This is a genomic window from Pseudomonas sp. FP2338, from assembly GCF_030687515.1.
GTDB classification, from domain to species: domain Bacteria; phylum Pseudomonadota; class Gammaproteobacteria; order Pseudomonadales; family Pseudomonadaceae; genus Aquipseudomonas; species Aquipseudomonas salomonii.
Genome location: NZ_CP117436.1, coordinates 6,231,800 through 6,256,544, shown reverse-complemented (window position 1 = coordinate 6,256,544; position 24,745 = coordinate 6,231,800). Strand labels below are relative to the sequence as shown.

Genomic DNA, 24,745 nt, shown 5'->3' with positions numbered 1-24,745 from the left:
GTGATAGACGCTATTATTGAGCGACTGCTCAAGTATCCTTGAGCGATCGCTCAAAAAGCAAGCTCCGCTTATCTACGGGTGCCTGAAGGAATTGCCCATGTCGCGTATCGACCGTAAAGACCAGATCATCGCCGCCGCCCTGGAGCTGTTTCGCAGCAAGGGTTTTGCCGATGTGTCCACCCGTGACTTGGCCGAGCATGCCGGCCTGTCGCGCAGCCACGTCTATCACTACTTCAGCGACTGGAGCGAACTGCGTCGCGAAGCCTTTGTGCGCTTTGCCAATGAGCAATTGGATGAAGTGCGCGAACCGTTGGCGGATGCGCCGCCGCTTGAGGCGCTGGTGGGTTTTTTAAGTGATTGCCTGCCGAGCACCGCTGATGCCGGCTGGGCGTTGTGGCTGGATGCCTGGGACGAAGCCATGCACGACCCGCAAATGGCCCAGGCGTATCTGGTGATCAATGCGCAGTGGCAAGGCATGCTGGCCGGGGTGATTGAGCGAGGCGTGGCTGAGGGTGTATTGCGCTGCGAATCGCCGCAACGGGCGGCCCGGCAAATTTTCGCATTGGCGATGGGGTATGCCGACGACCTGATGCTCAAGCCGTCTGTGGAGTCGGCCGAGGCGGTGCTCGATGAGGTCATGGAAGTGGCGCAGCTGCTGCTGGGTTTTTCCGCATAAGGCTTAGCCCATTGCGGCAGGCCGGTACTGCAAGGCCTCCTGCAAATGATGCCGGGCGATGTTTTCAGCCTGTTCAAGGTCGGCCAGGGTGCGCGCCACCTTGAGTAAACGATGGGCTGCGCGCAGGGACAAGGTCAGTCGTTCGCAGGCGTTTTCCAGCCAGCCTTCATCGGCTTTTGCCAGTTGGCAGTGCTTGCGCAGCCCTGGCAGGTCCAGGACGGCATTGGCGCAGCCTTGGCGTTTTTGTTGGCGCTCACGGGCCTCGGCGACTTCCGCCGAGGCTGTTGCGGTAGTGTCACCATCCTGTTGGAGCGGGTTCAGCGCGGTGGCTTCCCGGGCAACAGTGAGGTGCAAGTCGATCCGATCCAGCAATGGCCCCGATAGCTTGTTGCGGTAGCGCTGGATTTGCTCCGGCGTACACCGACAGCGCCCGCTGGGTTCGCCCAAATAGCCGCAAGGGCAGGGGTTCATGGCGGCCACCAATTGAAACCGTGCCGGAAAACTCACCCGGTCACGGGCGCGGGAGATCACGATATGCCCGGATTCGAGCGGCTCGCGCAGCACTTCCAGCACCTTGCGATCAAACTCCGGCAGCTCATCCAGAAACAGCACGCCATGATGGGCCAGGGTGATTTCCCCCGGCTGCGGTTTTGACCCGCCGCCTACCAGCGCCGGCCCCGACGCCGAATGGTGCGGCTGACGGAACGGGCGGTGCGGCCAATGGCTCAATGGCGCCAGGCTGACCACTGATTGGATTGCCGCCACTTCCAGGGCTTCCTGCTCACTCAAGGGCGGCAGCAAGCCAGGCAGGCGGCTGGCGAGCAAGGTCTTGCCGGTGCCAGGTGGCCCACTGAGCAGCAGGTTGTGCGCGCCCGCCGCCGCGATCAGCAGTGCACGCTTGGCGGCCAGTTGGCCTTGCACCTCACTCAAGTCCGGGTAGGGCTTGTTCAGGTACAGCAAACCATCGGATTTATACGGCTCAATCGGCACAACCCCATTCAGGTGCGCCACCACTTGCAGCAAGTGGTCCACTGCAATCACCTTCAATCCCGACGCCAGGCACGCCTCCTCGGCATTCGCCCGCGGCACTATCACGGTGCGCCCGGCCTTGCGTGCGGCCAGTGCGGCCGGCAGCACACCTTTGACCGCCCGCACCTCACCCGACAGTGCCAATTCCCCCAGGCATTCCACGTCATCGAGCATCAACGCCGGCACCTGCACGCTGGCAGCGAGGATGCCCAAGGCAATCGCCAAATCAAAACGCCCGCCATCCTTGGGCAGGTCGGCGGGCGCGAGGTTGAGGGTGATACGACGGGCCGGGTATTGCAGCGCGGAGTTGAGGATGGCGCTGCGCACGCGGTCCTTGCTTTCCCTGACGGCGGTTTCCGGCAGGCCCACCAAGGTCAGTGAGGGAAGACCATTGGCCATATGCACTTCGACGGTAACGGCGGGGGCTTCTACGCCAATTTGGGCACGGCTGTGGACGATGGCGAGGGACATGCTCGTTCCTTGAGTGGGAGGCCGCTTCCTGCGGGTTTTTCAAGGGTAGACGAGGTGGGATGCTTTCGAGGGAGGGAGGTTTTACTGAACGTATCCAAAGAACGACGCAGAACACCTGTGGGAGCTGGCTTGCCTGCGATAGCGCCAGTAAATCCAACACCGCTATCGCAGGCAAGCCAGCTCCCACAGGGGCCGGGTTTATTCAGCCGCGGGTGGGGTCAACCGCGCTTCCAGCTCCGCCACCTTCGCTTCCAGACTCTCCAACCGCGCACGGGTGCGGGCGAGTACGACCATCTGGCTGTCAAATTCTTCCCGGCTCACCAGGTCGAGCTTGCTGAAGCCGCTTTGCAGCAGGGCCTTGAACTGGCTTTCGATTTCGTTGCGGGGCAGCGGGGTTTCGCCGCTGAACAGGCGAGAGGCGTGGCCGCTCAGGGCGTCGAGGAGGTCTTTGGGCGCGAGCATGGGAAATATTCCGGAAAACTGTTGGCCGGCAGTGTATCACGCAGCGTCTATAGTCTTTTTCACGGCCGCGAGCGCACGCTTTTCGCGCAGTGGGCCGGGCGGTGGCGCACTGTTTTTGTGCGCATTGGTGCCGCGCAAACGCCCCGCAGGTGGGCATAAGTGGGCAAAGGACTGATTTCAGTGATTTTTACGGAGCTGGCAAGGTTTCTGCTTAGACGATCATGACCCATGCACTGATGCAGTCGCTGTGACGAATGCAGTGCGCCGACGGATCAGGGGTACAGGTTTCGTCACCAGTGGTTCGCTGGCGTCGCAACGGCAAATGCCGAGGCGACGACGCGTTACAAAGCCAGGCACTGCGCTTAGACTTGAGACGGGTTTGTTTTCCTGGGGCAAGTCCACCAATTCGGGAGAGAGTTTTCATGAAGCTAGTCACTGCCATCATCAAGCCGTTCAAGTTGGACGATGTTCGCGAGTCACTGTCCGAGATCGGCGTGCAGGGCATTACCGTTACTGAGGTCAAAGGCTTCGGTCGGCAGAAGGGTCACACCGAGCTGTATCGCGGCGCGGAATATGTGGTCGATTTCCTGCCAAAGGTGAAGATTGATGTCGCCATTGACGACAAGGATCTTGACCGGGTTATCGAGGCGATAACCAAGGCGGCCAACACCGGCAAGATCGGTGACGGCAAGATCTTTGTGGTCAATCTGGAACAGGCTATTCGCATCCGTACCGGCGAAACCGATACCGACGCAATCTAAGCCGCCAAACCCCCAACGCCCCAGGAGAAAACAATATGACTCTGCGTAAATTCGCAGGGCTAGGAGCCCTGTTGTCCCTCGTAATGCCGGCCTTGGCATTGGCGGCGGACCCAGCCCCTGCTCCAGTCCTCAATTCCGGCGACACGGCGTGGATGCTCACATCCACCGCGCTGGTACTGTTCATGACCATTCCGGGCCTGGCGCTGTTCTACGGCGGCATGGTGCGCTCCAAAAACATTCTTTCCGTGATGATGCAGTGCTTTGCCATCACCGGGCTGATCACCATCCTGTGGTTCGTTTACGGCTACAGCATGGCGTTCGACACCACCGGTATGGAAGCAGGCGTCGTCAACCTCAACTCGTTCGTGGGCGGCCTGTCCAAACTGTTCCTGTCGGGCGTAACCCCGGCGAGCATCACCGGCCCTGCGGCGCTGTTCCCTGAGGCGGTGTTCGTCACCTTCCAGATGACCTTTGCCATCATTACCCCTGCGCTGATCGTTGGTGCATTCGCCGAGCGTATGAAGTTCTCCGCGATGCTGATCTTCATGGGCGTCTGGTTCACCCTGGTCTACGCGCCGATTGCCCACATGGTGTGGGGCGGCCCGGGTTCGTTGATGGGTGATTGGGGCGTGCTGGACTTCGCCGGCGGCACCGTGGTGCACATCAACGCCGGTGTGGCCGGCCTGGTGGCGTGCCTGGTACTCGGCAAGCGTAAAGGCTTCCCGACCACCCCAATGGCACCGCATAACCTGGGTTACACCCTGATCGGTGCAGCCATGCTGTGGGTTGGCTGGTTCGGCTTCAACGCAGGCTCTGCAGCTGCTGCCAATGGCACTGCTGGCATGGCGATGCTGGTGACTCAAATTGCTACCGCTGCCGCCGCACTGGGCTGGATGTTCGCCGAGTGGGTCACCCACGGCAAGCCAAGCGCACTGGGCATTGCCTCGGGCGTTGTGGCCGGTCTGGTTGCAATCACCCCGGCTGCCGGCACCGTAGGCCCGATGGGCGCCCTTGTCATCGGCCTGGCGGCGGGCGTGGTGTGCTTCTTCTGCGCCACTACCCTGAAACGCAAACTGGGCTACGACGACTCCCTGGACGCCTTCGGCGTACACGGTATCGGCGGTATCCTCGGCGCGATCCTCACCGGCGTGTTCGCTGCACCTTCGCTGGGCGGCTTCAACGCGGCCACCACTGACATCGCGGCGCAAGTCTGGATCCAGTGCAAAGGCGTGGGCTTTACCGTGATCTACACGGCCATCGTGACCTTCATCATCCTCAAGGTGCTGGACATGGTGATGGGCCTGCGGGTAACCGAAGAAGAAGAGGCGGTGGGCCTCGACCTGGCGCAACACAACGAACGCGGCTACAACTTGTAAGTACGCGAAAAAAAGATGCCCGGCTTGCCGGGCATTTTTTTGTCTGGTGTTTGTCTGTGGCTAAAGGCGGATGGGTTTTTTGCCGAGTTTGTGATGGGATCCACACGGCACTTTTGAGGGTGCGAAAGTCTTACATGCATGTAGGCGTATTCGACACTTTGTTTTTTCCCAGACCGCGCTAGAATGCGCGCCGATGGGCGGAGAACTGTATGTGGCAACAGACCCTGATTACCCTGCGGGCCAAGCCCCGGGGCTTTCACCTGGTAACGGATGAGTTGCTTGCCGGCCTGCCTGAATTGAAGGCGTGTCGCGTAGGCCTGTTGCATTTGTGGCTGCAGCACACCTCGGCCTCGTTGACCATCAACGAGAATGCCGACCCGGCGGTTCGCCGTGACTTCGAGCGTTTTTTCAACTCGCTGGTGCCGCAAGGGCGTGCAGGGTTCGAACATAACGACGAAGGTCCGGATGATCTGCCGGCGCACTTCAAGGCCAGTCTGCTGGGCTGCCAGTTGAGTTTGCCGGTCAAGGCCGGCCGCTTGGCGATAGGGACTTGGCAAGGTGTTTATCTGGGCGAGCACCGAGATCATGGCGGTGCTCGTAAAGTCCTCGCCACGTTGCACGGTGATGGGGCATAAGCCACTGGAAACCCGGTGGATATTGATTTTTTTCCGGCGACCTCGACAGAGGTTGAAGCTGGGCTATAACTAATCTGCTTTTCGCAAGTCATGAGGTAGAACATGAGCGACGATGATCTGGAAAACGACGACCTTGAAGTAGGTGACGACGACGAGGCCGAAGAAGGTCTTGAAGCGGCAGCTGAAGACGTTGCTGACGACGACGGTGGCGATGATGCGCCCGCCCCGGTGGCCAAAGGCAAAGCCAAGGCTGCTGTTTCGGTAGACGAACTGCCGAGCGTTGAAGCCAAGAACAAAGAGCGCGATGCGCTGGCCCGTGCGATGGAAGAATTCCTCGCTAAAGGCGGCAAAGTGCAGGAAGTCGAGGCCAACGTGGTGGCAGACCCACCGAAGAAGCCGGATAACAAGTACGGCAGCCGACCTATCTGAGTCAGCGACCCGCTTGTAAGAAAAAGCCCGCCGTCGCTGCGGGTTTTTTCATGCCTGAAACAAATTCTTAAAATTCACCACATACCCCTGTGGGAGCAGGCAAGCCAGCTCCCACATTGGATCCTCAGTGTGACTGCCAGCTGCGCAGCAGCTTCGGCAACTCTGTCAGGCTACGAATCTCCGCATCCGGCTGCTTATCCGCTTCCCACGCTTTGCCCGTCGGGTTGAACCACACCGCGCGAAGCCCGGCCTGCTGCGCTCCGGCAATGTCATCACCGGGGTGATCGCCGATATGCACCGCTTGGCTGGCGTTAACACCGCCTCGCTGCAAGGCTTCCTGAAACAGCCGCGCATCCGGTTTGGCGATGCCGATATCCTCGGCGCGCAGGGCAAAGTGGAAGTAATCCGCCAGGCCTACGCGTTGCACGTCGGCATTGCCGTTGGTGATCACGCCCAGCAGGAAGTGCTGGCGCAGCGCCTGCAGCATGGGCTCCGCTTCCGGAAACGGAGTGAGCTGGTGACGGGCGTGAATAAACGCTTCGTAGCACACGTCCGCCATCTGCGTAGCTTCAGGCTGTGGGTAACCCGCCTCTTCAAACGCGTGCATCAGGACCTTGTGACGCAGGATGCTGATGCGATATTTAAGCTCTGGATGGCGCTCCAACACCTGTTGGCGAAGGCTGGCGAAATGCTCCAGGGGCAAGTCGCCAACCTTGGAAGCGTTAACCGCCAGCCATTCGCGCATCGACGCCTCGGCGTTGATGATGACGGGTACGTTGTCCCAGAGCGTGTCGTCCAGGTCGAAGGTGATCAGCTTGATACTCATGAGTCGCCGCCCTTGATGCGTTTGGCCCGTGGATGGGCGCTGTCGTACACCGTCGCCAGGTGTTGGAAGTCGAGGTGGGTATAGATCTGCGTGGTCTTGATATCGGAGTGGCCGAGCAGCTCCTGCACGGCGCGCAGGTCCTGGGACGACTCCAGCATATGGCTGGCAAAGGAATGGCGCAGCATATGCGGGTGCAGGTTTTGCCCCAGTTCGCGCTCGCCGGCCGCCTTGACCCGCACCTGAATCGCCCGTGGACCCAGGCGTCGGCCTTGCTGGCTGACGAACACCGCGTCGTCGGCCGGGTTGGTCAACAGGCGCAGCGGCAACCACAGCTGCAAGGCTTCGCGGGCCTTCCTGCCCACTGGCAACACGCGGGTCTTGCTGCCCTTGCCGAGCACTTGCACCAGGCCGTCCGCCAGGTCCAACTGATCCAGGTTCAGGCCGGTCAGCTCCGACAGGCGCAGGCCCGAGGAATAGAACAGCTCCAGAATCGCCTGGTCACGATGGGCCAGGAAGTCGTCCTCAACGGCGCCGTCCAGCAATTGCAGGGCACGGTCGGTGTCGAGGGTTTTGGGCAGGCGCCGTTCGCCCTTGGGCGGCGACAGGCCGTTGGCTGGGTCGTGGTCGCACAGGCCTTCGCGGTTGAGGTAGTGATAGAGGCCGCGTACCGCCGAGAGCAGGCGTGACAGGCTGCGCGAAGATTGGCCCGCCTGGTGCAGCCGCGCGATCAGGCTGCGCAGGCTCTGGATATCCAGCGCCTTCCAACTGCTGATCTGTTGTTTTTCGCAGTACGCCAAGACCTTGTTCAAGTCCCGTCGATAGGCTTCCAGGGTATGGGGCGACACCTGGCGCTCGTTGCGCAGGTGAGCGCAATAAGCGTCCAGTTGCCGTTCCATGGCTAGCGCACCGCGCGCAGGGTGGTGGTGTGGCGCGGCAAGACGCGGCCCAGCACTTCGGCGATGTAGGTCAAGAACAGCGTGCCCACCGAGCTTTTGTAGTGCGCAGGGTCACGGCTGGCAATCGCCAGCACGCCGTGCAAGCCTTGATGGCTGAGGGCGACCACGGCGGTGGAACCGATCTGCTTGCGCTGTTCGGCGCCAAACAGGAAATCCAGCTCGTGTTCACGCAAGGTGCCGCTGATGGTCTTGCCTTCCGAGAGCAGGCCGCCGATTGCGGTTTGCGCGTCGCTGCCGCTGACCCAGCGGCCCACCGGCATCGGGTTGTCGCTGAACAAAATCAGGCTGACAAACGGCACCTGGAAGTCCTGGCGCAGGCTGTCTTCCACGGCGATGACCGTTTCTTCCAGGCTGTTGGCGTCCATCAGGGTCAGAATAAGGCGGCGGGTCTTGTCGAACAGGCGGTCGTTGTCGCGGGCCACATCCATCAGGTGTGAAAGCCGATGGCGCATCTCGATATTACGCTCGCGCAGGATCTTCATCTGCCGCTCCACCAGCGACACGGTATCGCCACGCTGGTGGGGGATGCGCAGGGCGGGCAGCAGTTCTTCGTGTTCGACGAAGAAGTCCGGATTAGCCTCAAGGTACGCCGCGACAGCAGCGGCCTCCAGACTTTCGCTTGGGGTTGCTTGGGCGGGTACTTGAGGCTTATCGGTCATTAGCTTGGCTCACTCATAGACGGACCTGTCCTTCGTATACACGCGAGGCCGGCCCGGTCATCAGCACCGGGTGGCCAGGGCCTGCCCATTCGATGGACAGACGTCCACCAGGCAGGTCGATCAGCAGCGGCGAATCCATCCACCCCTGGCTGATCGCGGCGACGGCTGCGGCGCAAGCACCGGTGCCGCACGCCTGGGTTTCGCCGGCGCCGCGTTCCCATACGCGCAGTTGCGCACGGGTACGGTCGATCACCTGCAAAAAGCCCACATTGACCCGTGCCGGAAAGCGCGGGTGATGCTCGATCTTCGGCCCCAGCTCATGCACCGGGGCGTTATTGATGTCGTTGACCCGCAGCACGGCATGGGGGTTGCCCATGGAGACGGCTGCGATGTCGACGGCTTTGCCTTCTACGTCCAGCGCGTAACTGGCGGCCTGCTCGGTGGCCTGAAACGGAATATCCGCCGGCACCAGGCGTGGCGCGCCCATGTTGACGCTGATCTGGCCGTCGCTGCGAATATCCAGCTCGATCACGCCGCTTTTGGTTTCGACGCGAATCTGGCGTTTGGCGGTCAGGCGCTTGTCCAGCACAAAGCGCGCAAAGCAACGCGCACCGTTGCCGCATTGTTCCACTTCGGAACCGTCGGAGTTGAAGATCCGGTAACGGAAATCCACCTCCGGGTTGCTCGGCGCCTCAACGATCAGCAACTGGTCGAAACCGATGCCGGTGTGACGGTCGCCCCACTGTTTGGCGTGCTTGGGCAGGATGTGCGCGTGCTGGCTGACCAGGTCAAGGACCATGAAATCATTACCCAGCCCGTGCATCTTGGTAAAACGCAGCAGCATGGCTTACTCCGGCAGCAGGCTTTCGCCAGCATACAACTCGGCTACCGTCTCGCGGCGACGCACTTCAAACGCTTGATCACCGTCCACCAGCACCTCGGCGGCACGGCCGCGAGTGTTGTAGTTGGAACTCATGACAAACCCGTAGGCACCGGCCGAATGCACGGCCAGCAGGTCGCCTTCCTCCAGCGCAAGCTGACGATCCTTGGCCAGGAAGTCGCCGGTCTCGCAGATCGGGCCGACGATGTCGTAGGCACGGCCTTCACCCTCGCGCGGGGTTACGGCAGTGACGTCCATCCACGCCTGGTACAGCGCCGGGCGGATCAGGTCGTTCATCGCTGCATCAACGATGGCGAAATCCTTGTGTTCGGTGTGCTTGAGGTACTCGACCTGGGTCAGCAGCACGCTGGCGTTGGCAACGATATAACGGCCCGGCTCGAACATCAGGGTGAGGCCACGGCCTTCGGTGCGCTCGCGCACAGCCTTGATGTAATCGGCGATCAGTGGCGGCTCTTCATCGCGATAACGCACACCCACGCCGCCGCCAAGGTCGATGTGTTGCAGGTAGATGCCGCACTCACCAAGGCGTTCGGTCAGTGCCAACAGGCGGTCGAGCGCATCGAGAAACGGCGGCAGGGTGGTCAGTTGCGAGCCGATATGGCAGTCGACACCCAGCACTTCCAGGTTCGGCAGCTGTGCGGCACGGATGTACACGTCCTCGGCGTCGGCAATGGCGATGCCGAACTTGTTCTCTTTGAGACCGGTGGAGATGTACGGGTGCGTGCCGGCATCGACGTCCGGGTTGACGCGCAGGGAGATCGGCGCGCGAACGCCCATCTCGGCGGCGACCACTTGCAGGCGCTCCAGCTCGTCGGTGGATTCGACGTTGAAGCAATGCACGCCCACTTCGAGGGCGCGACGCATGTCTTCGCGGCTCTTGCCGACGCCGGAGAAGACGATCTTGTCGGCCTGGCCGCCGGCGGCCAGAACACGTTCCAGTTCGCCGCGGGAAACGATGTCAAAACCAGCGCCAAGACGCGCCAGGACATTCAGTACACCCAGGTTGGAGTTGGCCTTGACCGCGTAGCACACCCTGTGTGGAACGCCTTCCAGTGGGTCGGTGAACGAGCGGTATTGAGCTTCGATGTGCGCACGCGAGTACACATAGGTCGGGGTGCCAAACTGCTCGGCAATCGCGGACAGCGCCACGCCTTCCGCGAACAGCTCGCCGTCCCGGTAGTTAAAAGCGTCCATGATGTTCCCTTAGTAAGTGTCGTGCTTATGCGCTTTTGCAGCTTTTTGCGACGACTGTGCCTGGTCGTTCGGGTCTTTGCTGTCATCGGGCAGGTACAGCGGGCCTTTTTGACCACAGGCACTAACGAGGCAAGCGACCGCGACGAGCGCAGCAAGGGAAGAGATCAGGCGCTTCATGGCGAAATCCTTGAATATGCATTAATTGCGCCCGAGTATACCGACCACCCGCCAGCTTGCCTATGCGCCGTAATACCCGTCCGGCGGGGGTTTGCCGAGCATGCCGCGATTCGGCCTACGCTAAATGAGGATATTTCACGCGGTTGCGGGTGATGAAATCGGTATCCTTTGCAATCATCATGGCGCGTCCGTATCGTGCGCCGCTTGAGCGTGACCAGACACTTTTCGAGGTTCCCACAATGAGTTTGACCGAAGCCCGTTTTCACGACCTGGTGGATTCGACCCAGCAGGCGCTGGAAGATATTTTCGACGACAGCGGCCTGGATGTGGACCTGGAAAACTCGGCTGGCGTGCTGACCGTCAAGTTTGAAAACGGCACCCAGCTGATATTCAGCCGCCAGGAGCCGCTGCGTCAGCTGTGGCTGGCGGCGCGTTCGGGTGGTTTTCACTTCGACTACAACGAAGAAGACAACAACTGGCAGTGCGATACCAGCGATGAGCTGTTAAGCGAAATGCTTGCACGCCTGGTCCAGGAACAAGCCGGCGCTGACCTGGACTTCGACGAGATCTGATCGTGACCCAGCCTGCACCTGTACGCCCGCCCAAGCCGCTGTTCAGCAATGTCAGCCCGGCGGTGCCGTCACCTTGTATCAGTTTGTGTCGCCTGGACGAGCAGAAAGTCTGCCTCGGCTGCTACCGGCACGTGGAAGACATCCGTGAATGGCGCTCCGCCGACGATGCCCGGCGCCGGGTGATCTGCGCCGAGGCCGAGCAGCGCAGGGCGCGCGCCTGAGGCCGTCTTGTTTATTTGTGACGCTGTGGTAGTGTCCGGGTACGCCTCAACTCATCGAGGCCCGTGAGAACCCCGCCTTTTCCTGGCGGGGTTTTGCTTTTTTGTGCAGAAAAAAGGAGTCTGCCTGAATCATGACCGCACCTTCCATCATTCTTACCCGTCTTGACGTGCAGCGTCTTGAGCAACTGATCGACCGCATGGACGAGACTCAACCGGGTGTTGTCGCGCTGCAAGCCGAGCTCGACCGTGCCGAAGAAGTGGTTGGCCACGATGAAGTGCCTGCAAGTGTCGTGACCATGAACTCCAGCGTACATTGCCGTGAGCAAGGCAGCGGCAAGGACTACCACCTGACCCTGGTTTACCCCAAGGATGCCAATGCCGACGAAGGTAAAATTTCGATCCTGGCTCCGGTAGGCAGCGCCTTGCTTGGCCTGCAAGTGGGCCAGCACATCGACTGGCCGGCGCCGGGCGGCAAAACCCTCAAGCTTGAATTGCTCAGCGTTGAAGGCCAGCCCAAAGATGGCGGCGCATTTTCCATCTAACAAGAGCCGCTTTAAATCTGGCTCAGCGCCGCATTCAGTGACAACTCCAGCTCGGCCTTGTAACGCAGATACAAGTTGCTCGGGCTTTGCACATCACCGAGCAGGCCCGACAGGTCCAGGTCGGTGATGTAGCAGCGGTAACGCTCGGTCTCCCGGCGTTGCCCGACGATTTCCTGGGCGACTATGGCAAACAGTTGGTCGCCGAACTCCAACTCGGAAAACTCCCGTTGATTGCAGTACAGCGTGATGCCGACCTGGCCGGGTGCGGCTTTGCCGATAATCGCTTGCACGTCATAAAACGGCTTGTTGGCCGGGTTCTGCGGCGCCGGTCGAGGCTCAATGCCGCGCGCGCGTTGATTGCCCGGCGGCAACAGTTGGTAATACAAAATCTGCACTTCACCCAGCGGCTGTTGTGCGTCCAGCGGCGCCAGCGCTTCGCGGCGATAGATGATCGATTGCAGGAAGCGCTGCAGTGGCGCCAGCAGGCTTTGCTCATCATGAAACGGCAAGCGTTGCTGCCACAGCGCGTTGAACTCATCCAGCACATACAGCTGGGCGAAGCCTTCATTGACCCGGTAGAACACCTGCACACAATCAGCCATGCCCATGGGCAGCAGCAGGGCCAATTCGTGGTCTTCCAGGGCCATGGCGTCCAGGTGCAACGGGCTGTAGCTGGCCAGCTCTTCGCTGAGGTAGGCGATCAGCGCATCCTGGTTGGGTAGTGGCACGTGAGTGGCCTGGCCCGGCGTCAGTTCCATCACGTGATAGTGCTGCTGCACCTGCAGCAGGTAGCGATGATTGGACTGGCTAAGCAGCAGGTTCTGCACGGTATCGAAGATTTCTTCCACGCGCTGGGCAATGAACTGCGCACGGTTGTGGCAGAAGCAGCGCACCCGCAGGCGTGGCAGGTGGTTCGGCGGCAGCTGATTGAGGTAGTCGCGCAGGCAGTCGAGCAGTGCGTGAGGGCCGTCGTAGCGGCTGACCAATACCTCGTTCCAACTGTTGAGCGTGACCTGATCCAGCGTCAGCACCAGGTTGTCGCGCACACCGGCGTAGCTCAGGGAGTCAGTGCGCTCGGTGGTCATCAGGATATTCAAGTCGCGGTGATGCTTGAGCGGGTCGACGCCGACGTTGATCAGCAACAGCACCTCTTCCGGTACCGCCGAGCGCAGCAGGCGGTCTTCATCGACGCTGGCCAGGGGCAGGGCGATAGTCTGTTGCAGGCAGCCCAACAGGTTGAACAGCTCGAATTCGGTCATGTCGCTGACGCCTGGGTGCAAGGCCAGGCGTGTGCTGCTGTCGATCACACCGTTGCGATGGCACCAGGTGAGCATTTCCAGCAGATCGCGGCTGCGCTTGATCGGCGCGAAGTGCTCCCATTCCAGTGCCGTGAGGTTGCCGTTGTACAAGCCCCAGTGGTGCTGACCGGGTTCCTTGCGGTTGGGCGATTGCACCAGGGTCAGGGTGTCTTCGGCCAGGTCCGGGGCGATGCCGGGGTTGATGAACTCGACCTTGCCGGCCTTGCGCTCAAACGCGGCATACAGGCGCCGACCCAGTACATTGAGGTCGCGCTTGTTGATCAGGCTGACGGTCTGCTCGGTGCGGGCGAATTGGGTGAGAAAGCGGTAGCTGTAATTGAGTTCGCTGACCAGTGCGCGGCGCTCCGAGGCGACCTGGCGCACTTTCCACTGGCTGCGGCTGTCGAGTAAGGCCAGCTGGCGCTGGTCCCAACCCCATTCATGGGCCAGGCGCTCCAACAATAGCCGCTGCCAGCTGGTGCTGCGCTGGCCGGCGCTGAGCTTGCGATTGACCTTCAGGTACAGCGCACGGCGCACCAGTTCCAGGCGTTCGGGTTCATTGCGGGCCTTGAGGTATTCCTCGATACGGCGGTAGACCACGATGTAGGGGTCCAGCTCATCCAGGTCCATCTGATTGGCAAACACCGCACGTTTGAAGCGCAGGCTCAAGCAGTGCACGTTGGGGTGCTCGCTGGCGTACACCTCGGTCAGCAGCAGCTTGAGCACCGATTTGTAAGGCGACTCGATGCCCTTGAACAGTTGCCACAACCCGGCGCCGATAAATTCGCCCGGCGGGATGTGCGCCAGGTGGCCGAGGTCCAGGGTTTCATCCGCGCGGATAAAACGTTTGGAGATCAGCGCGTGGGTGAATTCGGCGTAGCGGGTTTCTTCATAGACCGGCACCAGCCACCAGATTGGCGTGCGCCCGGCGAGCCAGATGGCGGTGCGGTAGAACTCATCCAGCAACAGGTAATGCTGAGTCGTGCCGCAATCGTCGGAGCTCAGTTGGGTGTCGCGCTCGCCTGAAACAAAGCGCGTCGGCTCGATCAGGAAGAAATGCGCCTCGGCTCCCATGGTCAGAGCCCAGGCTTCCAGCAACTGGCATTTTTTGCGCAGCTCGGCGAGTTCGCTCTCGCCAAGGTCCGCAGCGTGGCAGACCCACACGTCCATGTCGCTCTGGTCCGCCTGGGCCAAGGTGCCGAGGCTGCCCATCAGGAACAAACCATGGATCGGCTGCGGCGGGTTGCCATGGCGCGGCTTATAGGAGAACGAGCGGGTCAGGCGCTGGGCTTCTGTGAGGGCCTGGGCGTCGGGTTCGAAGTTTGACAGACCCGCCGGCGTGCTGCCCGAGACATAGCCGGGCAACAGCGGGTGGTTGACGTGAAAAAACAACGGCAGCAGGGTCAGCACGCTCTGTTGGCGTGGCGTCAGCCCTTCGACGGCCCGGGCCATGCGGCCTGCATTGAGGGCCATGAAGCGCGCGCGCAACTGGGCCAGCACCTTGCGGTCGATGCCTTCGTCCAGGTCGGGGCGGATTTCATGGGTGCGGGTCATGTCTGAGTCGTTGGCTCGCAGAGCCCGACGTGGGCGGCCGTGTAGGAGTTTACAGCCAGAAGCGCAGGAGGTTTAGATGATATGTGGCTTTTTGGCGTCAGAATTTTGTGCCGCCCACAGTAACGCCCTCAGAGTCCGCAGCAGGCGGACTCCATGGGCGAAAGTAAGGTGTCAGGCAGCTTCTTTGGTGTTAGCGGTAGTCAAGATGGTCAGCAGGGTTTGCGCTTGTTCTGCGGCGTCCCGGCCAAGGCTGGTCAGGTAGCCTCCGTCCGGCTGGTCGATAAGGCCTTTGGCATGAAGGCGTTTGGCAGCGGCGATGGCAGTAGACGCGGCGGTCTGGTGGACTTTCAGACCTTCCTTGGTGCTGTCCAGATTGAAGAGTGCAAGGATTTCCAGTTCGGCAACCAACTCAGGGGTATACGACATAAGGACTCCAGACTTTCTAAGAATTTATTAGAGGCTAGCAGGCCATAAGGTGAACGCACTTTGCCGAACTGTCCAGTGTGTTGCCGCTTGTTGGATTTATTGCTTTTCGGGCGGCAATTCCGGCAGAGCACGCAGTGCAGTTTCATACCATTCGGTATTGAAAGCACGGTCCTCTTCCAGCAGCGCGTCGATCTCCACTGCAAGCACGTGGGCCATCAGTTGCAGGATCTCTTCACGTTCGTAGCCCACCAGGGTCAGCTTGTTGAAGGTGGCCTTGGCCGCTGGCGGGGTTTCGCTTTCGATCTGGTTCTCGATGGCTTCGATCAGGGTGGTTTCGGCGAATTCTTCTTCGTCGTTGTCGATATCGGTCGGCTCGCTCATGGCAGGCTCCTCAAGGAAAGGGCGCCAGTCTACCGCCATTCAGGCAACTGATGCTGCTGGTCAGGCGGCCTGCAAGGATCTATAACGCTTGCAGCCAACCCCACACCCGGCATGGAGGCATTCGCAATGCTCAAGCTTTACGGATTTTCGGTCAGCAACTACTACAACATGGTCAAACTGGCGTTGCTGGAGAAAGGCCTGCTATTCGAAGAAGTGCCGTTTTACGCAGGCCAAACCCCTGAAGCCCTGGCCGTCAGCCCGCGCGGCAAGGTGCCGGTGCTGGGGGTCAAACAAGGCTTTATCAACGAAACCAGCGTGATCCTCGAGTACATCGAGCAAACCCAGGAAGGCCCGTCGTTGCTGCCCGCCGACCCGTATCAGCGCGCCCAGGTGCTGGCGTTGTGCCGGGAGATCGAGCTGTACATCGAGTTACCCGCCCGCGCGTGTTTTGCCGAGGCGTTCTTTGGTATGCCGGTGTCGGACGCGATCAAGGAAAAAACCAAGACTGAGTTGTTGCTTGGGGTGGCTTCTTTGGGCCGGCACGGCAAGTTCGCGCCCTATGTGGCGGGAGAGCGCTTCACGATTGCCGATCTGTATTTCATGTACAGCGTGAACCTCGCCTGCGCGGTGGGCGAGAAACTGTTTGGTCTGGATTTGCTGGCAGATTTGCCGAAGGCCAAGGCGTTGCTCGAGCGCCTGCATGAGATGCCCAACGCCAAGAGGGTGGCGGCGGACAGGGAGGCAGCGATGCCTGCATTTATGGCGATGATTGCGGCCAAGAAGTAGATATTTGGCGGCAGGGATGACGCCATCGCGGGCAAGCCCGCTCCCACATTTTGAATTGTGAACCCATTCAAGTGTGGGAGCTGGCTTGCCTGCGATGCTTTTAGCTTTTAGCGGCTGGCGAGCAGTTCTTGGCCGCGCACAACGGCTGCCTTGACCTGCGCCGGCGCAGTGCCGCCCACGTGGTTACGGGCATTCACCGAGCCTTCCAGGGTCAGCACGGCGAACACGTCCTGTTCGATCTGGTCGCTGAACTGACGCAGTTCTTCCAGGCTCATTTCCGCCAGGTCCTTGCCGGTGTCCACGCCGTATTTAACAGCATGGCCGACGATTTCGTGGCAGTCACGGAATGGCAGACCACGACGCACCAGGTAGTCCGCCAGGTCGGTGGCGGTGGAGAAACCGCGCAGCGCCGCTTCACGCATGATCGCGTGCTTGGGCTTGATCGCCGGGATCATGTCGGCAAACGCACGCAACGAGTCACGCAGGGTGTCGGCGGCATCGAACAGCGGCTCTTTGTCTTCCTGGTTGTCCTTGTTGTAGGCCAGAGGTTGGCCTTTCATCAAGGTCAGCAGGCCCATCAGCGCGCCGAACACGCGGCCGCTCTTGCCACGCACCAGCTCCGGTACATCTGGGTTTTTCTTTTGCGGCATGATCGAGCTGCCGGTGCAGAAGCGGTCCGGCAGGTCAATGAACTGGAATTGCGCGCTGGTCCACAGCACCAGCTCTTCGGAGAAACGCGACAGGTGCATCATCGCAATGCTGGCGGCGGCGCAGAATTCGATGGCGAAGTCGCGATCCGAGACGCCGTCCAAAGAGTTGCCGCCCACGGCGTCGAAACCCAGGAGTTGCGCAGTGTATTCGCGGTCGATCGGGTAAGTGGTGCCGGCCAGCGCGGCGCTGCCCAACGGCATGCGGTTGGCGCGCTTGCGGCAGTCCACCAGGCGCTCGTAGTCGCGGCTGAGCATTTCGAACCAGGCCAGCAAATGATGGCCGAAGGTCACGGGCTGCGCGGTTTGCAAGTGGGTGAAGCCGGGCATGATGGTGCCGGACTCACGCTCGGCCTGCTCCAGCAGGCCTTTTTGCAGGCGGGTGATTTCGGCCAGGATCAGGTCGATCTCGTCACGCAACCACAGGCGGATATCGGTGGCCACCTGGTCGTTACGGCTGCGACCGGTGTGCAGTTTCTTGCCGGTCACACCGATGCGATCGGTGAGGCGCGCCTCGATATTCATGTGCACGTCTTCCAGGTCGACGCGCCAGTCGAACGTGCCGGCTTCGATCTCACCGCGGATGGTGGTCAGGCCGTCGATGATGCTGTCGCGCTCGGCGTCGGTCAGCACGCCGACCTTGGCCAGCATCGTGGCGTGGGCGATCGAGCCCATGATGTCGTGGCGGTACAGGCGCTGGTCGAAGGTGACGGAGGCGGTGAAGCGCGCGACGAAGGCGTCGACGGGTTCACTGAAGCGGCCGCCCCAGGACTGGTTGGTCTTGTCGGTGCTCATGGATTCGCTCGTGATCTGCTTAAAAGAGGCGTGGAGGTGTGCCGCCGATAATAACAGGGTTGCCCGCGGAGGCGATGCTGCGGGTGATCGGCATTTTTATTTGCGCCAAGGATGGCTAAGTGCCTTGCCGCCGGACGCATCCGGGACGAGACTGGAGGCAGGCGTTAATTGAAACGATATTTGACGATTGAGCAATATCGTCTCAGCGAGCGTCTACAGTTGCACTGATAGAGCATGAATGCACCAAAGTCGGGTGATGCGGTCATAGCCCAGGCTATCCATTAAAAAAGGGGGGTATTCGGATTGTGTATCAGCAAACCCTACGACGATGCCCAAAGGCAGCAGGTCTTGGGCGCAATTGAACAGGTCCGGGTAAATTTGGGTGCCGCTGCCGGGGCACTTTTTGCCGCTCGCGCTAGTCTTAGCGTGGATCGCTGTGACGCAAGTCACCGCACCTGTCTACGCTATCCTTGTGCGAGACTCACGCAGGAATCCAGCGCAATATGAATGTCCTGATCGTTGATGACGAACCCCAAGCCCGCGAGCGACTGAGCCGTTTGGTCAGTGAACTCGAGGGTTATACAGTCCTTGAACCGAGCGCCACCAACGGCGAAGAGGCGTTGACGCTGATCGACAGCCTCAAGCCGGACGTGGTGTTGCTCGATATCCGCTTGCCGGGCCTTGATGGCCTGCAAGTCGCCGCCCGTTTGAGTGAGCGAGAATCGCCACCTGCCGTGGTGCTGTGCGCCGCACAAGAAGAGTTTTCCACCGAGACCCTGGAAGCCAGCGGTGTCAGCTTTATCGTCAAGCCGGTGACGGGTGAAGCATTGCTCAAGGCGCTCAAGAAGGCCGAGCGCCCGAACCGCTTGCAACTCGCTGCGCTGACCCAGCCGGCAGCCCAAAGTGGCAACGGGCCGCGCAGCCATATCAGCGCGCGGACCCGCAAGGGCATCGAACTGATCCCGTTGGGCCAGGTGGTCTACTTTATTGCCGATCACAAGTACGTGACCCTGCGACACGAGACCGGCGAAGTCCTGCTCGACGAGCCGCTCAAGGCCCTTGAAGATGAATTTGGCGACCGCTTCGTACGCATCCACCGCAACGCACTGGTGGCCCGCGAGCGAATAGAACGCCTGCAGCGCACGCCTTTGGGGCACTTCCAGCTGTTCCTCAAAGGTCTTAACGGCGATGCCTTGATCGTCAGCCGGCGCCATGTCGCCGGCGTGCGCAAGATGATGCAGCAGCTTTAGCCCAAGGGCTGTAGCGAGGTCTGCATTCCTTTATCCCGGTGCGACGTGGCCAGGGAGGCCCCGCACTTGCTGATTCAAATCAAAGCGTGTTTGCCTGAGCTGTTATTATCTGCCGTATCTATTCAGTACGGATTGATCCATGTCCTCTCGCGAAATCCGCATCGCCACCCGTAAAAGCGCCCTGGCCTTGTGGCAGGCCGAATACGTCAAAGCGCGCCTTGAACAGGCCCACCCGGGCCTCAAAGTATCCCTGGTGCCCATGGTCAGTCGCGGCGACAAGCTGCTCGACTCGCCGCTGTCGAAGATCGGCGGCAAGGGCTTGTTCGTCAAGGAGCTGGAAACCGCGCTGCTGGAAAACCAGGCCGACATCGCCGTGCATTCGATGAAAGACGTGCCCATGGACTTCCCCGAAGGCCTGGGCCTTTTTTGCATCTGCGAGCGCGAAGACCCGCGTGATGCGTTTGTTTCCAACACCTACGCGTCCCTGGATGACCTGCCGTTGGGCAGCATCGTTGGCACCTCCAGCCTGCGTCGTCAGGCCCAATTGCTGACCCGTCGCCCGGACCTGCAAATTCGTTTTCTGCGCGGCAATGTCAACACCCGTCTGGCCAAGCTGGATGCCGGCGAATATGACGCGATCATCCTTGCGGCTGCCGGCCTGATCCGCCTGGGTTTTGAAGACCGTATTACTTCGGCTATCAGCGTCGAAGACAGCTTGCCCGCCGGCGGGCAGGGCGCAGTCGGCATTGAATGCCGCACCGCCGACAGCGAAATCCATGCTTTGCTCAAACCCCTCGACCACCACGACACCGAAGTGCGTGTCACTGCTGAACGTGCCCTCAACAAGCACCTCAACGGTGGCTGCCAGGTGCCGATTGCCTGCTACGCGGTGCTTGAAGGTGACAACCTCTGGCTGCGTGGCTTGGTCGGTGATCCGGACGGCGGCACGCTGCTCACCGCCGAGGTACGTGGGCCGCAGCGTGACGCGACGGCCTTGGGCATCCAGGTCGCAGAAGAGCTGCTGGGCAAGGGCGCCGGCGCCATTCTGGAAAAAGTCTATGGCGAGGCCGGCCCGCAGTGAGCGATTGGCGCGTGCTGCTGACGCGGCCCGCCGAAGAGTCGGCGGCCGTGGCTGTGTTGTTGGCCCAAGCCGGTATTTTCAGCAGCAGCTTGCCGTTGCTGGATACCGAAGCTTTGCCCGTCACGCCCGAGCAACAGGCAGTTTTTACTGAGCTGGGCCGCTATAGCGCGGTGATTGTGGTGAGCAAGCCGGCGGCACGCCTGGCTGTGCAGCAATTACAGCAGCTCTGGCCAGCGTTGCCGTGGTTCAGCGTGGGCGCTGCCACCGCGCAGGTACTGGCCGATCACGGTCTCAACGTTCACTATCCGCAAACCGGCGACGACAGCGAAGCCTTGCTTCAATTGCCGGCCTTGCGCGAGGCTGTCGCACGGCCCGGTGCGCGGGTGTTGATCCTGCGTGGTGAGGGCGGCCGAGAGTTGCTGGCTGAGCGTTTGCGTGAGCAAGGTGCTAGTGTCGATTATCTGGAGTTGTATCGTCGTTTCCTCCCGGCTTACCCAGCCGGGGCGCTGATGCAACGCATCCAGTTGGAACGCTTGAACGGCCTGGTGGTCAGCAGTGGGCAGGGTTTTTTACACCTGCAAGCCCTGGCCGGCCCCGATTGGCCGAAGGTGGCGCAGCTGCCGTTGTTCGTGCCCAGCCCTCGCGTGTCTGACATGGCGCGGGCCGCTGGAGCAGAAAAAGTTGTGGATTGTCGCGGCGCGAGTGCCGCGGCTTTGTTAGTGGCGTTGCGCAGCGCTGCCTCATAAGGCATGCGGCGCCCACTCTCTGATACGCAAAGGACGGATACGTGAGCGAAACAGCCTTGCCTAAAGATGAAACCCAACCCGCACTCGATGCGCCGGTTGAGTCACAGGTCGCCGCGCCACGCCGTGGCAATGGCCTGGCGGTTGTGGCCCTGTTGCTCGGTGCTGCAGGCGTTGCCGCCGGCGGTTGGGGGATCTGGCAGGTCCGTGCCCTGCAAGCCAGCAGCCAGCAACAGCTGGGCCAGGTGCAGACCCTTGATGATCAATCCCAATCCCTCAAGCAAAGCCAGCAACAGCTGGCGGCGCGCCTGGCGCAGTTGCCTGGGGCGGACGAGCTTGAGGAGCGCCGCCGCTTGGTCGCTCAATTGCAGGGTGACCAGCAGCGCCTGAGCCAACGCCTGGAAACCGTGCTGGGCGCCAGCCGCAAAGACTGGCGCCTGGCCGAGGCCGAACACCTGATCCGCTTGGCCAGCTTGCGTCTCTCTGCCTTGCAGGACATCAACAGCGCCCAGTCACTGGTCCAGGGTGCCGACGAAATTCTGCGTGAACAAAGTGACCCAGGCGCCTACGCCGCCCGTGAGCAATTGGCCAAGAGCCTTGCCGCGCTGCGCAGTACCGAGCAACCCGACCGCACCGGCCTGTACCTGCAACTGGCCGCACTGCGTGATCAGGTCGTGGCGCTTGCGGCTATCGCACCGGAGTATCAGCTCACCGAACCTGCTTCCGAAGGGCGTTCGACCACCGATACGGAAAATCGCCTGAAACAGTGGTGGGAGCAGATCTCTCGCTACTTCCGTATCGACTTCAACCCTGATGACAACATTCGTCCGTTGCTCGCCGGTCAAGGCCTGAATCAGGTGCGCCTGGCATTGAGCCTGGCGCTGGAGCAGGCGCAGTGGGCCGCGCTTAACGGCGAATCGGCGGTGTACAGCCGCTCGCTGGGTGAGGCGCGCAGCGTGCTGCAGGACAACTTCAACCAGGACAATCCGCAGAGCAAGGCGATGCTGGCGCGCATTGCCGAGCTCGAGCCCAAGGCTGTCTCGGTGGTGACGCCGGACCTGGCCACCAGCCTGGCCGCAGTGCAGGCCTACCTTGAGCGCCGTCATCTGTCTGCCGATGAAGCCAAGGCGTCGGCGGGCACGCCGGCGACCCAGGAGTAGAGCCGATGAAGCGTTTCTATGTGATCCTGGTGCTGGCGATTGCGATCGCCCTGGCACTGGGCGTGGGTATTTCGAAACACACCGGCTACGTGCTGATTACCTACCCCCATCTGCTGCATTACGAGTCAAGCCTGTGGGCCACGCTGGTGGCGGTGTTCGCCGTCGTTCTGGTGATCTACCTGCTGCGTGTGCTGCTCAGCTTGCTCACCACTTCGGGTGGCGTAGTCAACCCATGGTCGCGGCGTAACCGCAGCCGCCGTGTGCAAATAGCTATCGAGCAAGGCCAGATGGACCTCGCCGAAGGCCGCTGGGCCAGCGCCGAACGGCACCTGCACCGCGCCGCTGAAGCCGAGCGCCAGCCGCTGTTGTACTACCTTGGCGCCGCACGGGCTGCCAACGAACAGGGCCGCTATGTGGAGTCCGACGGTTTGCTGGAGCGTGCCCTGGAACGCCAGCCACAGGCGGAACTGGCTGTGGCCCTGAGCCATGCGCAACTGCAGATGGACCGTGGCGACACTGAAGGTGCGCTGGTGACCTTGCAGGCCATGTACGAGCGCCATCCGCATAACGCGCAGGTCTTGCGCCAACTGCAGCGTCTGCATCAGCAGCGGGGCGATTGGCCGTCGGTGATTCGCTTGTTACCCGAACTGCGCAAGGACAAAGTGCTTCCCGCCGCTGAGCTGGCCGAACTTGAGCGCCGTGCCTGGGGTGAAAACCTTGGGCTGGCGGTCGAGCGTGAAGAGCAGGGCGAAGCCGGGTTGCAGTCTTTGGAGCGAGTGTGGGAGCAACTGACCTCCGCCCAGCGCCAAGAACCGCAACTGGTGTTGGCTTACGCTGAACAACTGCGTCGGCTGGGTGCTGACGCCAAGGCTGAAGAAGTGCTGCGTGGCGCCATCAAGCGCGGCTATGACAGCCATCTGATCCGGCTGTACGGTTTGTTGCGTGGCAGTGACCCGGGTCGACAGCTCAAATTTGCTGAAGGCTGGCTCAAAGACCATCCGGGGGATGCCAGCCTGTTGCTGACACTGGGTCGCCTGTGTCTGCAAAACAGCCTGTGGGGCAAAGCACGCGACTATCTGGAAAGCAGCCTGCAAGTGCAGCGTAATCCCGAAGCCTGTGCTGAGCTGGCGCGCTTGCTGGCCCAGCTGGGCGACACCGAGCGCAGCAACCAGTTGTTCCAGGAAGGCCTGGGGCTTCTGGACAGCCGCTTGCTGGCATCACCGTTGCCGGTGCCTGCGCGAGTGTAGGAATTAAAGCCAAGGTTGGCCGGACCTTTCTGAGGGCCAACCTTTCTTTATCGCGTAAACCCTGGGCGCTATAGCGCTACGTAGCAAATTCCTACCGCCAACTGCTTGAAGTCATCCAGCTTCTGACGGCATATCCCTAGGCTGTTGCGGAATTGTCTGCTCTGGCACGTATTGAAAGGAGTCAGGCCTTTACTCTACCGTAAGGGTCTATCTCTTGCGGTACGGATAACAATGTCTTTGGCCCCTTCACGCTCCCTGTTTCTTCTGGCCTTCTTGGCTGGTGCGCTGACGTTGGGTGCGTCTTTTTATCTTGAGTTCGGCGCGCTCTTGCGTCCTTGCTTCCTGTGCCAGGTGCAGCGCATCTTTTTGGCAGCCTTTACGCTGATCAACCTGGTAGCGACCATTCACAACCCGAAACGCTCCGGGGTCTACCTGTACGGGTTGGCCAGCATGGGCTGCGCGTTGCTCGGGGCCATCACGGCGGTACGCCAAGTGCTGCTACAAAATGCCGCGCCGGAGCAGGTCAAGGATTGCTGGCCCAGCCTTCACTACATGATTGAAAACCTGTCGTTATGGCAAGCACTGCAACTGAGTGTAAAAGGCACCGTGGACTGCGTGGAACTCAACTGGACACTGTTTGACCTGAGCCTGCCCGAATGGAGCCTGTTGTTCTTTTTGGCGATGCTGGTGCTCGGCATCATGCAGTTTTCACGATTGTTGGCGGGCCGCCGTTTGCACCCTGCGAGGTACTGAAAATTCGCCGTAATGTGTAGGGCGGGATTAAACACTTGTATGAACTTTCTCTCCTGCGTACCTTGAAGCCATAGTCATGCGGGCATAATCTGGCCCGCACGCGTTATCGAAACCGTTTGTGACATGCGGCCTTGTCCGGCTCCCGCCTCAATGTTTGAGGTGTTGCGCGGGCACAGGCGGCAGCGCCCCTATAGGGAAGAGAGATCACCATGCTGGAAAGTTGTCAGAATGCTCAGGAACGCTGGGGTGGAGTGCACAAGCTGATCGACAGCTGGTTGAAGGCACGTCACGAACTGGTTCGAGCCTTTGATGCTCTTGGCGCCAAGCCCGAGGCACTGGCTGAGAATCGCGAACCGCTGCAGGATTTCTGCGGTGTCTTGGTGGACTACGTGTCGGCCGGCCATTTTGGTGTCTACGAGCAACTGACCAAGGAAGCGGAAGCTTTTGATGATCAGCGTGGCCTTGACCTGGCAGAGACGATCTACCCGCGCATTGATGTGATCACCGAGAAGCTGCTGGCCTTCACCGATCTGTGTGATGCTGGTAATTGTGTTGCTGAAAAATTCAAAGAATTGGGCGCGCTGTTGCATGAGCGCTTCGAGTTGGAAGACTGCCTGATCGAAGTGCTGCACAACGCTCACAAGGAAGAGTCGGCCGCCCAGGCTTGACCCTCTGAG

The 24,745-nt window shown here is 60.9% G+C and carries 28 protein-coding genes; 16 read left to right on the top strand and 12 right to left on the bottom strand.

What is annotated here, in order from left to right; all coding sequences use genetic code 11:
• Nucleotides 1–97 precede the first annotated feature (97 nt).
• Entirely contained in the window at nt 98–676 is a 579-nt protein-coding gene (locus PSH96_RS28505) for a TetR/AcrR family transcriptional regulator (RefSeq protein WP_305456596.1), read from the top strand.
• Nucleotides 677–679: 3 nt separating this feature from the next.
• Here PSH96_RS28505 and PSH96_RS28500 read toward each other — a convergent pair whose 3' ends face one another.
• Both PSH96_RS28500 and PSH96_RS28495 read right to left on the bottom strand, forming a co-directional pair.
• Nucleotides 680–2,176: a YifB family Mg chelatase-like AAA ATPase gene (locus PSH96_RS28500; protein ID WP_305456595.1), complete on the bottom strand. Its 1,497-nt coding sequence runs from the start codon at nt 2,174–2,176 to the stop codon at nt 680–682.
• Nucleotides 2,177–2,374: 198 nt separating this feature from the next.
• Nucleotides 2,375–2,638, bottom strand: coding sequence for an accessory factor UbiK family protein (locus tag PSH96_RS28495; protein WP_058421153.1), 264 nt, complete (start codon nt 2,636–2,638; stop codon nt 2,375–2,377).
• 422 nt (nt 2,639–3,060) lie between these two features.
• Between PSH96_RS28495 and glnK the strand changes: the two genes are divergently transcribed.
• The 4 genes from glnK to sutA all read left to right on the top strand — a co-directional run bounded on the left by glnK (nt 3,061) and on the right by sutA (nt 5,839).
• Nucleotides 3,061–3,399 (top strand): P-II family nitrogen regulator, encoded by a 339-nt coding sequence (gene glnK / locus PSH96_RS28490; protein ID WP_002555808.1) that lies wholly within the window; start codon nt 3,061–3,063, stop codon nt 3,397–3,399.
• Nucleotides 3,400–3,434: 35 nt separating this feature from the next.
• Nucleotides 3,435–4,775: an ammonium transporter gene (locus tag PSH96_RS28485; protein WP_138813331.1), complete on the top strand. Its 1,341-nt coding sequence runs from the start codon at nt 3,435–3,437 to the stop codon at nt 4,773–4,775.
• Between the two features lie 209 nt (nt 4,776–4,984).
• Entirely contained in the window at nt 4,985–5,410 is a 426-nt protein-coding gene (locus tag PSH96_RS28480; RefSeq protein ID WP_056860808.1) for a secondary thiamine-phosphate synthase enzyme YjbQ, read from the top strand.
• A 102-nt stretch (nt 5,411–5,512) separates the two neighbouring features.
• Nucleotides 5,513–5,839 (top strand): transcriptional regulator SutA, encoded by a 327-nt coding sequence (gene sutA / locus PSH96_RS28475; protein ID WP_056860807.1) that lies wholly within the window; start codon nt 5,513–5,515, stop codon nt 5,837–5,839.
• A gap of 124 nt (nt 5,840–5,963) precedes the next feature.
• Here the strand turns inward: sutA and PSH96_RS28470 are convergent, their stop codons facing one another.
• Genes PSH96_RS28470 through PSH96_RS28445 form a run of 6 tightly spaced genes read right to left on the bottom strand, consistent with a single transcriptional unit; the run spans nt 5,964 to nt 10,552 of the window.
• Nucleotides 5,964–6,665, bottom strand: a complete 702-nt coding sequence (locus PSH96_RS28470; protein ID WP_305456592.1) for an HAD family hydrolase — start codon at nt 6,663–6,665, stop codon at nt 5,964–5,966.
• A complete protein-coding gene (gene xerC / locus PSH96_RS28465; RefSeq protein WP_010207453.1) occupies nt 6,662–7,561 on the bottom strand; it encodes a tyrosine recombinase XerC in 900 nt (299 codons plus the stop codon). The genes PSH96_RS28470 and xerC overlap by 4 nt, the downstream gene beginning before the upstream one ends.
• Nucleotides 7,562–7,563: 2 nt before the next feature.
• Nucleotides 7,564–8,280 (bottom strand): DUF484 family protein, encoded by a 717-nt coding sequence (locus PSH96_RS28460; RefSeq protein ID WP_056860805.1) that lies wholly within the window; start codon nt 8,278–8,280, stop codon nt 7,564–7,566.
• Nucleotides 8,281–8,293: 13 nt separating this feature from the next.
• On the bottom strand, nt 8,294–9,124 hold the full coding sequence (gene dapF, locus PSH96_RS28455) for a diaminopimelate epimerase (RefSeq protein WP_305456588.1): 831 nt from the start codon (nt 9,122–9,124) through the stop codon (nt 8,294–8,296).
• Between the two features lie 3 nt (nt 9,125–9,127).
• Nucleotides 9,128–10,375 carry a diaminopimelate decarboxylase gene (gene lysA, locus PSH96_RS28450; protein ID WP_236368776.1) on the bottom strand — a complete coding sequence of 416 codons (1,248 nt, stop codon included), beginning with the start codon at nt 10,373–10,375 and terminating at the stop codon, nt 9,128–9,130.
• Nucleotides 10,376–10,384: 9 nt separating this feature from the next.
• Complete coding sequence (locus PSH96_RS28445) at nt 10,385–10,552, bottom strand: lipoprotein (RefSeq protein ID WP_017134995.1); 168 nt, start codon at nt 10,550–10,552, stop codon at nt 10,385–10,387.
• Between the two features lie 239 nt (nt 10,553–10,791).
• On the opposite strand from PSH96_RS28445, the gene cyaY reads away from it, so the two are divergent.
• The 3 genes from cyaY to rnk all read left to right on the top strand — a co-directional run bounded on the left by cyaY (nt 10,792) and on the right by rnk (nt 11,887).
• On the top strand, nt 10,792–11,124 hold the full coding sequence (gene cyaY / locus PSH96_RS28440; RefSeq protein ID WP_083356147.1) for an iron donor protein CyaY: 333 nt from the start codon (nt 10,792–10,794) through the stop codon (nt 11,122–11,124).
• Between the two features lie 2 nt (nt 11,125–11,126).
• Nucleotides 11,127–11,345 carry a DUF1289 domain-containing protein gene (locus PSH96_RS28435; protein WP_056860802.1) on the top strand — a complete coding sequence of 73 codons (219 nt, stop codon included), beginning with the start codon at nt 11,127–11,129 and terminating at the stop codon, nt 11,343–11,345.
• Between the two features lie 131 nt (nt 11,346–11,476).
• Nucleotides 11,477–11,887, top strand: coding sequence for a nucleoside diphosphate kinase regulator (gene rnk / locus PSH96_RS28430; protein ID WP_138813336.1), 411 nt, complete (start codon nt 11,477–11,479; stop codon nt 11,885–11,887).
• An 11-nt stretch (nt 11,888–11,898) separates the two neighbouring features.
• Here the strand turns inward: rnk and PSH96_RS28425 are convergent, their stop codons facing one another.
• The 3 genes from PSH96_RS28425 to PSH96_RS28415 all read right to left on the bottom strand — a co-directional run bounded on the left by PSH96_RS28425 (nt 11,899) and on the right by PSH96_RS28415 (nt 15,546).
• A complete protein-coding gene (locus PSH96_RS28425; RefSeq protein WP_305456580.1) occupies nt 11,899–14,739 on the bottom strand; it encodes a class I adenylate cyclase in 2,841 nt (946 codons plus the stop codon).
• Nucleotides 14,740–14,910: 171 nt separating this feature from the next.
• Nucleotides 14,911–15,165 (bottom strand): TIGR02647 family protein, encoded by a 255-nt coding sequence (locus tag PSH96_RS28420; RefSeq protein ID WP_056860800.1) that lies wholly within the window; start codon nt 15,163–15,165, stop codon nt 14,911–14,913.
• A gap of 96 nt (nt 15,166–15,261) precedes the next feature.
• A complete protein-coding gene (locus tag PSH96_RS28415; RefSeq protein WP_056860799.1) occupies nt 15,262–15,546 on the bottom strand; it encodes a hypothetical protein in 285 nt (94 codons plus the stop codon).
• Nucleotides 15,547–15,672: 126 nt separating this feature from the next.
• Here PSH96_RS28415 and PSH96_RS28410 point away from each other — a divergent pair, with 126 nt between their 5' ends.
• A complete protein-coding gene (locus tag PSH96_RS28410) occupies nt 15,673–16,332 on the top strand; it encodes a glutathione S-transferase family protein (RefSeq protein ID WP_305456576.1) in 660 nt (219 codons plus the stop codon).
• A 107-nt stretch (nt 16,333–16,439) separates the two neighbouring features.
• Here the strand turns inward: PSH96_RS28410 and argH are convergent, their stop codons facing one another.
• On the bottom strand, nt 16,440–17,834 hold the full coding sequence (gene argH, locus PSH96_RS28405; RefSeq protein ID WP_065931876.1) for an argininosuccinate lyase: 1,395 nt from the start codon (nt 17,832–17,834) through the stop codon (nt 16,440–16,442).
• 503 nt (nt 17,835–18,337) lie between these two features.
• Here argH and PSH96_RS28400 point away from each other — a divergent pair.
• From PSH96_RS28400 to PSH96_RS28370, 7 genes are all read left to right on the top strand, one after another.
• Nucleotides 18,338–19,084, top strand: a complete 747-nt coding sequence (locus tag PSH96_RS28400; RefSeq protein WP_305456573.1) for a LytTR family DNA-binding domain-containing protein — start codon at nt 18,338–18,340, stop codon at nt 19,082–19,084.
• A 139-nt stretch (nt 19,085–19,223) separates the two neighbouring features.
• Nucleotides 19,224–20,165, top strand: coding sequence for a hydroxymethylbilane synthase (hemC, locus tag PSH96_RS28395; protein WP_305456570.1), 942 nt, complete (start codon nt 19,224–19,226; stop codon nt 20,163–20,165).
• Complete coding sequence (locus PSH96_RS28390) at nt 20,162–20,911, top strand: uroporphyrinogen-III synthase (RefSeq protein WP_305456569.1); 750 nt, start codon at nt 20,162–20,164, stop codon at nt 20,909–20,911. Before hemC ends, PSH96_RS28390 begins: the two co-directional genes overlap by 4 nt.
• A 41-nt stretch (nt 20,912–20,952) precedes the next feature.
• Nucleotides 20,953–22,068: a uroporphyrinogen-III C-methyltransferase gene (locus PSH96_RS28385; protein ID WP_236368766.1), complete on the top strand. Its 1,116-nt coding sequence runs from the start codon at nt 20,953–20,955 to the stop codon at nt 22,066–22,068.
• 5 nt (nt 22,069–22,073) lie between these two features.
• On the top strand, nt 22,074–23,315 hold the full coding sequence (locus tag PSH96_RS28380; protein ID WP_305456566.1) for a heme biosynthesis protein HemY: 1,242 nt from the start codon (nt 22,074–22,076) through the stop codon (nt 23,313–23,315).
• A 231-nt stretch (nt 23,316–23,546) separates the two neighbouring features.
• Complete coding sequence (locus tag PSH96_RS28375; RefSeq protein ID WP_305456564.1) at nt 23,547–24,068, top strand: disulfide bond formation protein B; 522 nt, start codon at nt 23,547–23,549, stop codon at nt 24,066–24,068.
• A gap of 209 nt (nt 24,069–24,277) precedes the next feature.
• Nucleotides 24,278–24,736 (top strand): Rsd/AlgQ family anti-sigma factor, encoded by a 459-nt coding sequence (locus tag PSH96_RS28370; RefSeq protein WP_058421163.1) that lies wholly within the window; start codon nt 24,278–24,280, stop codon nt 24,734–24,736.
• Nucleotides 24,737–24,745 lie beyond the last annotated feature (9 nt).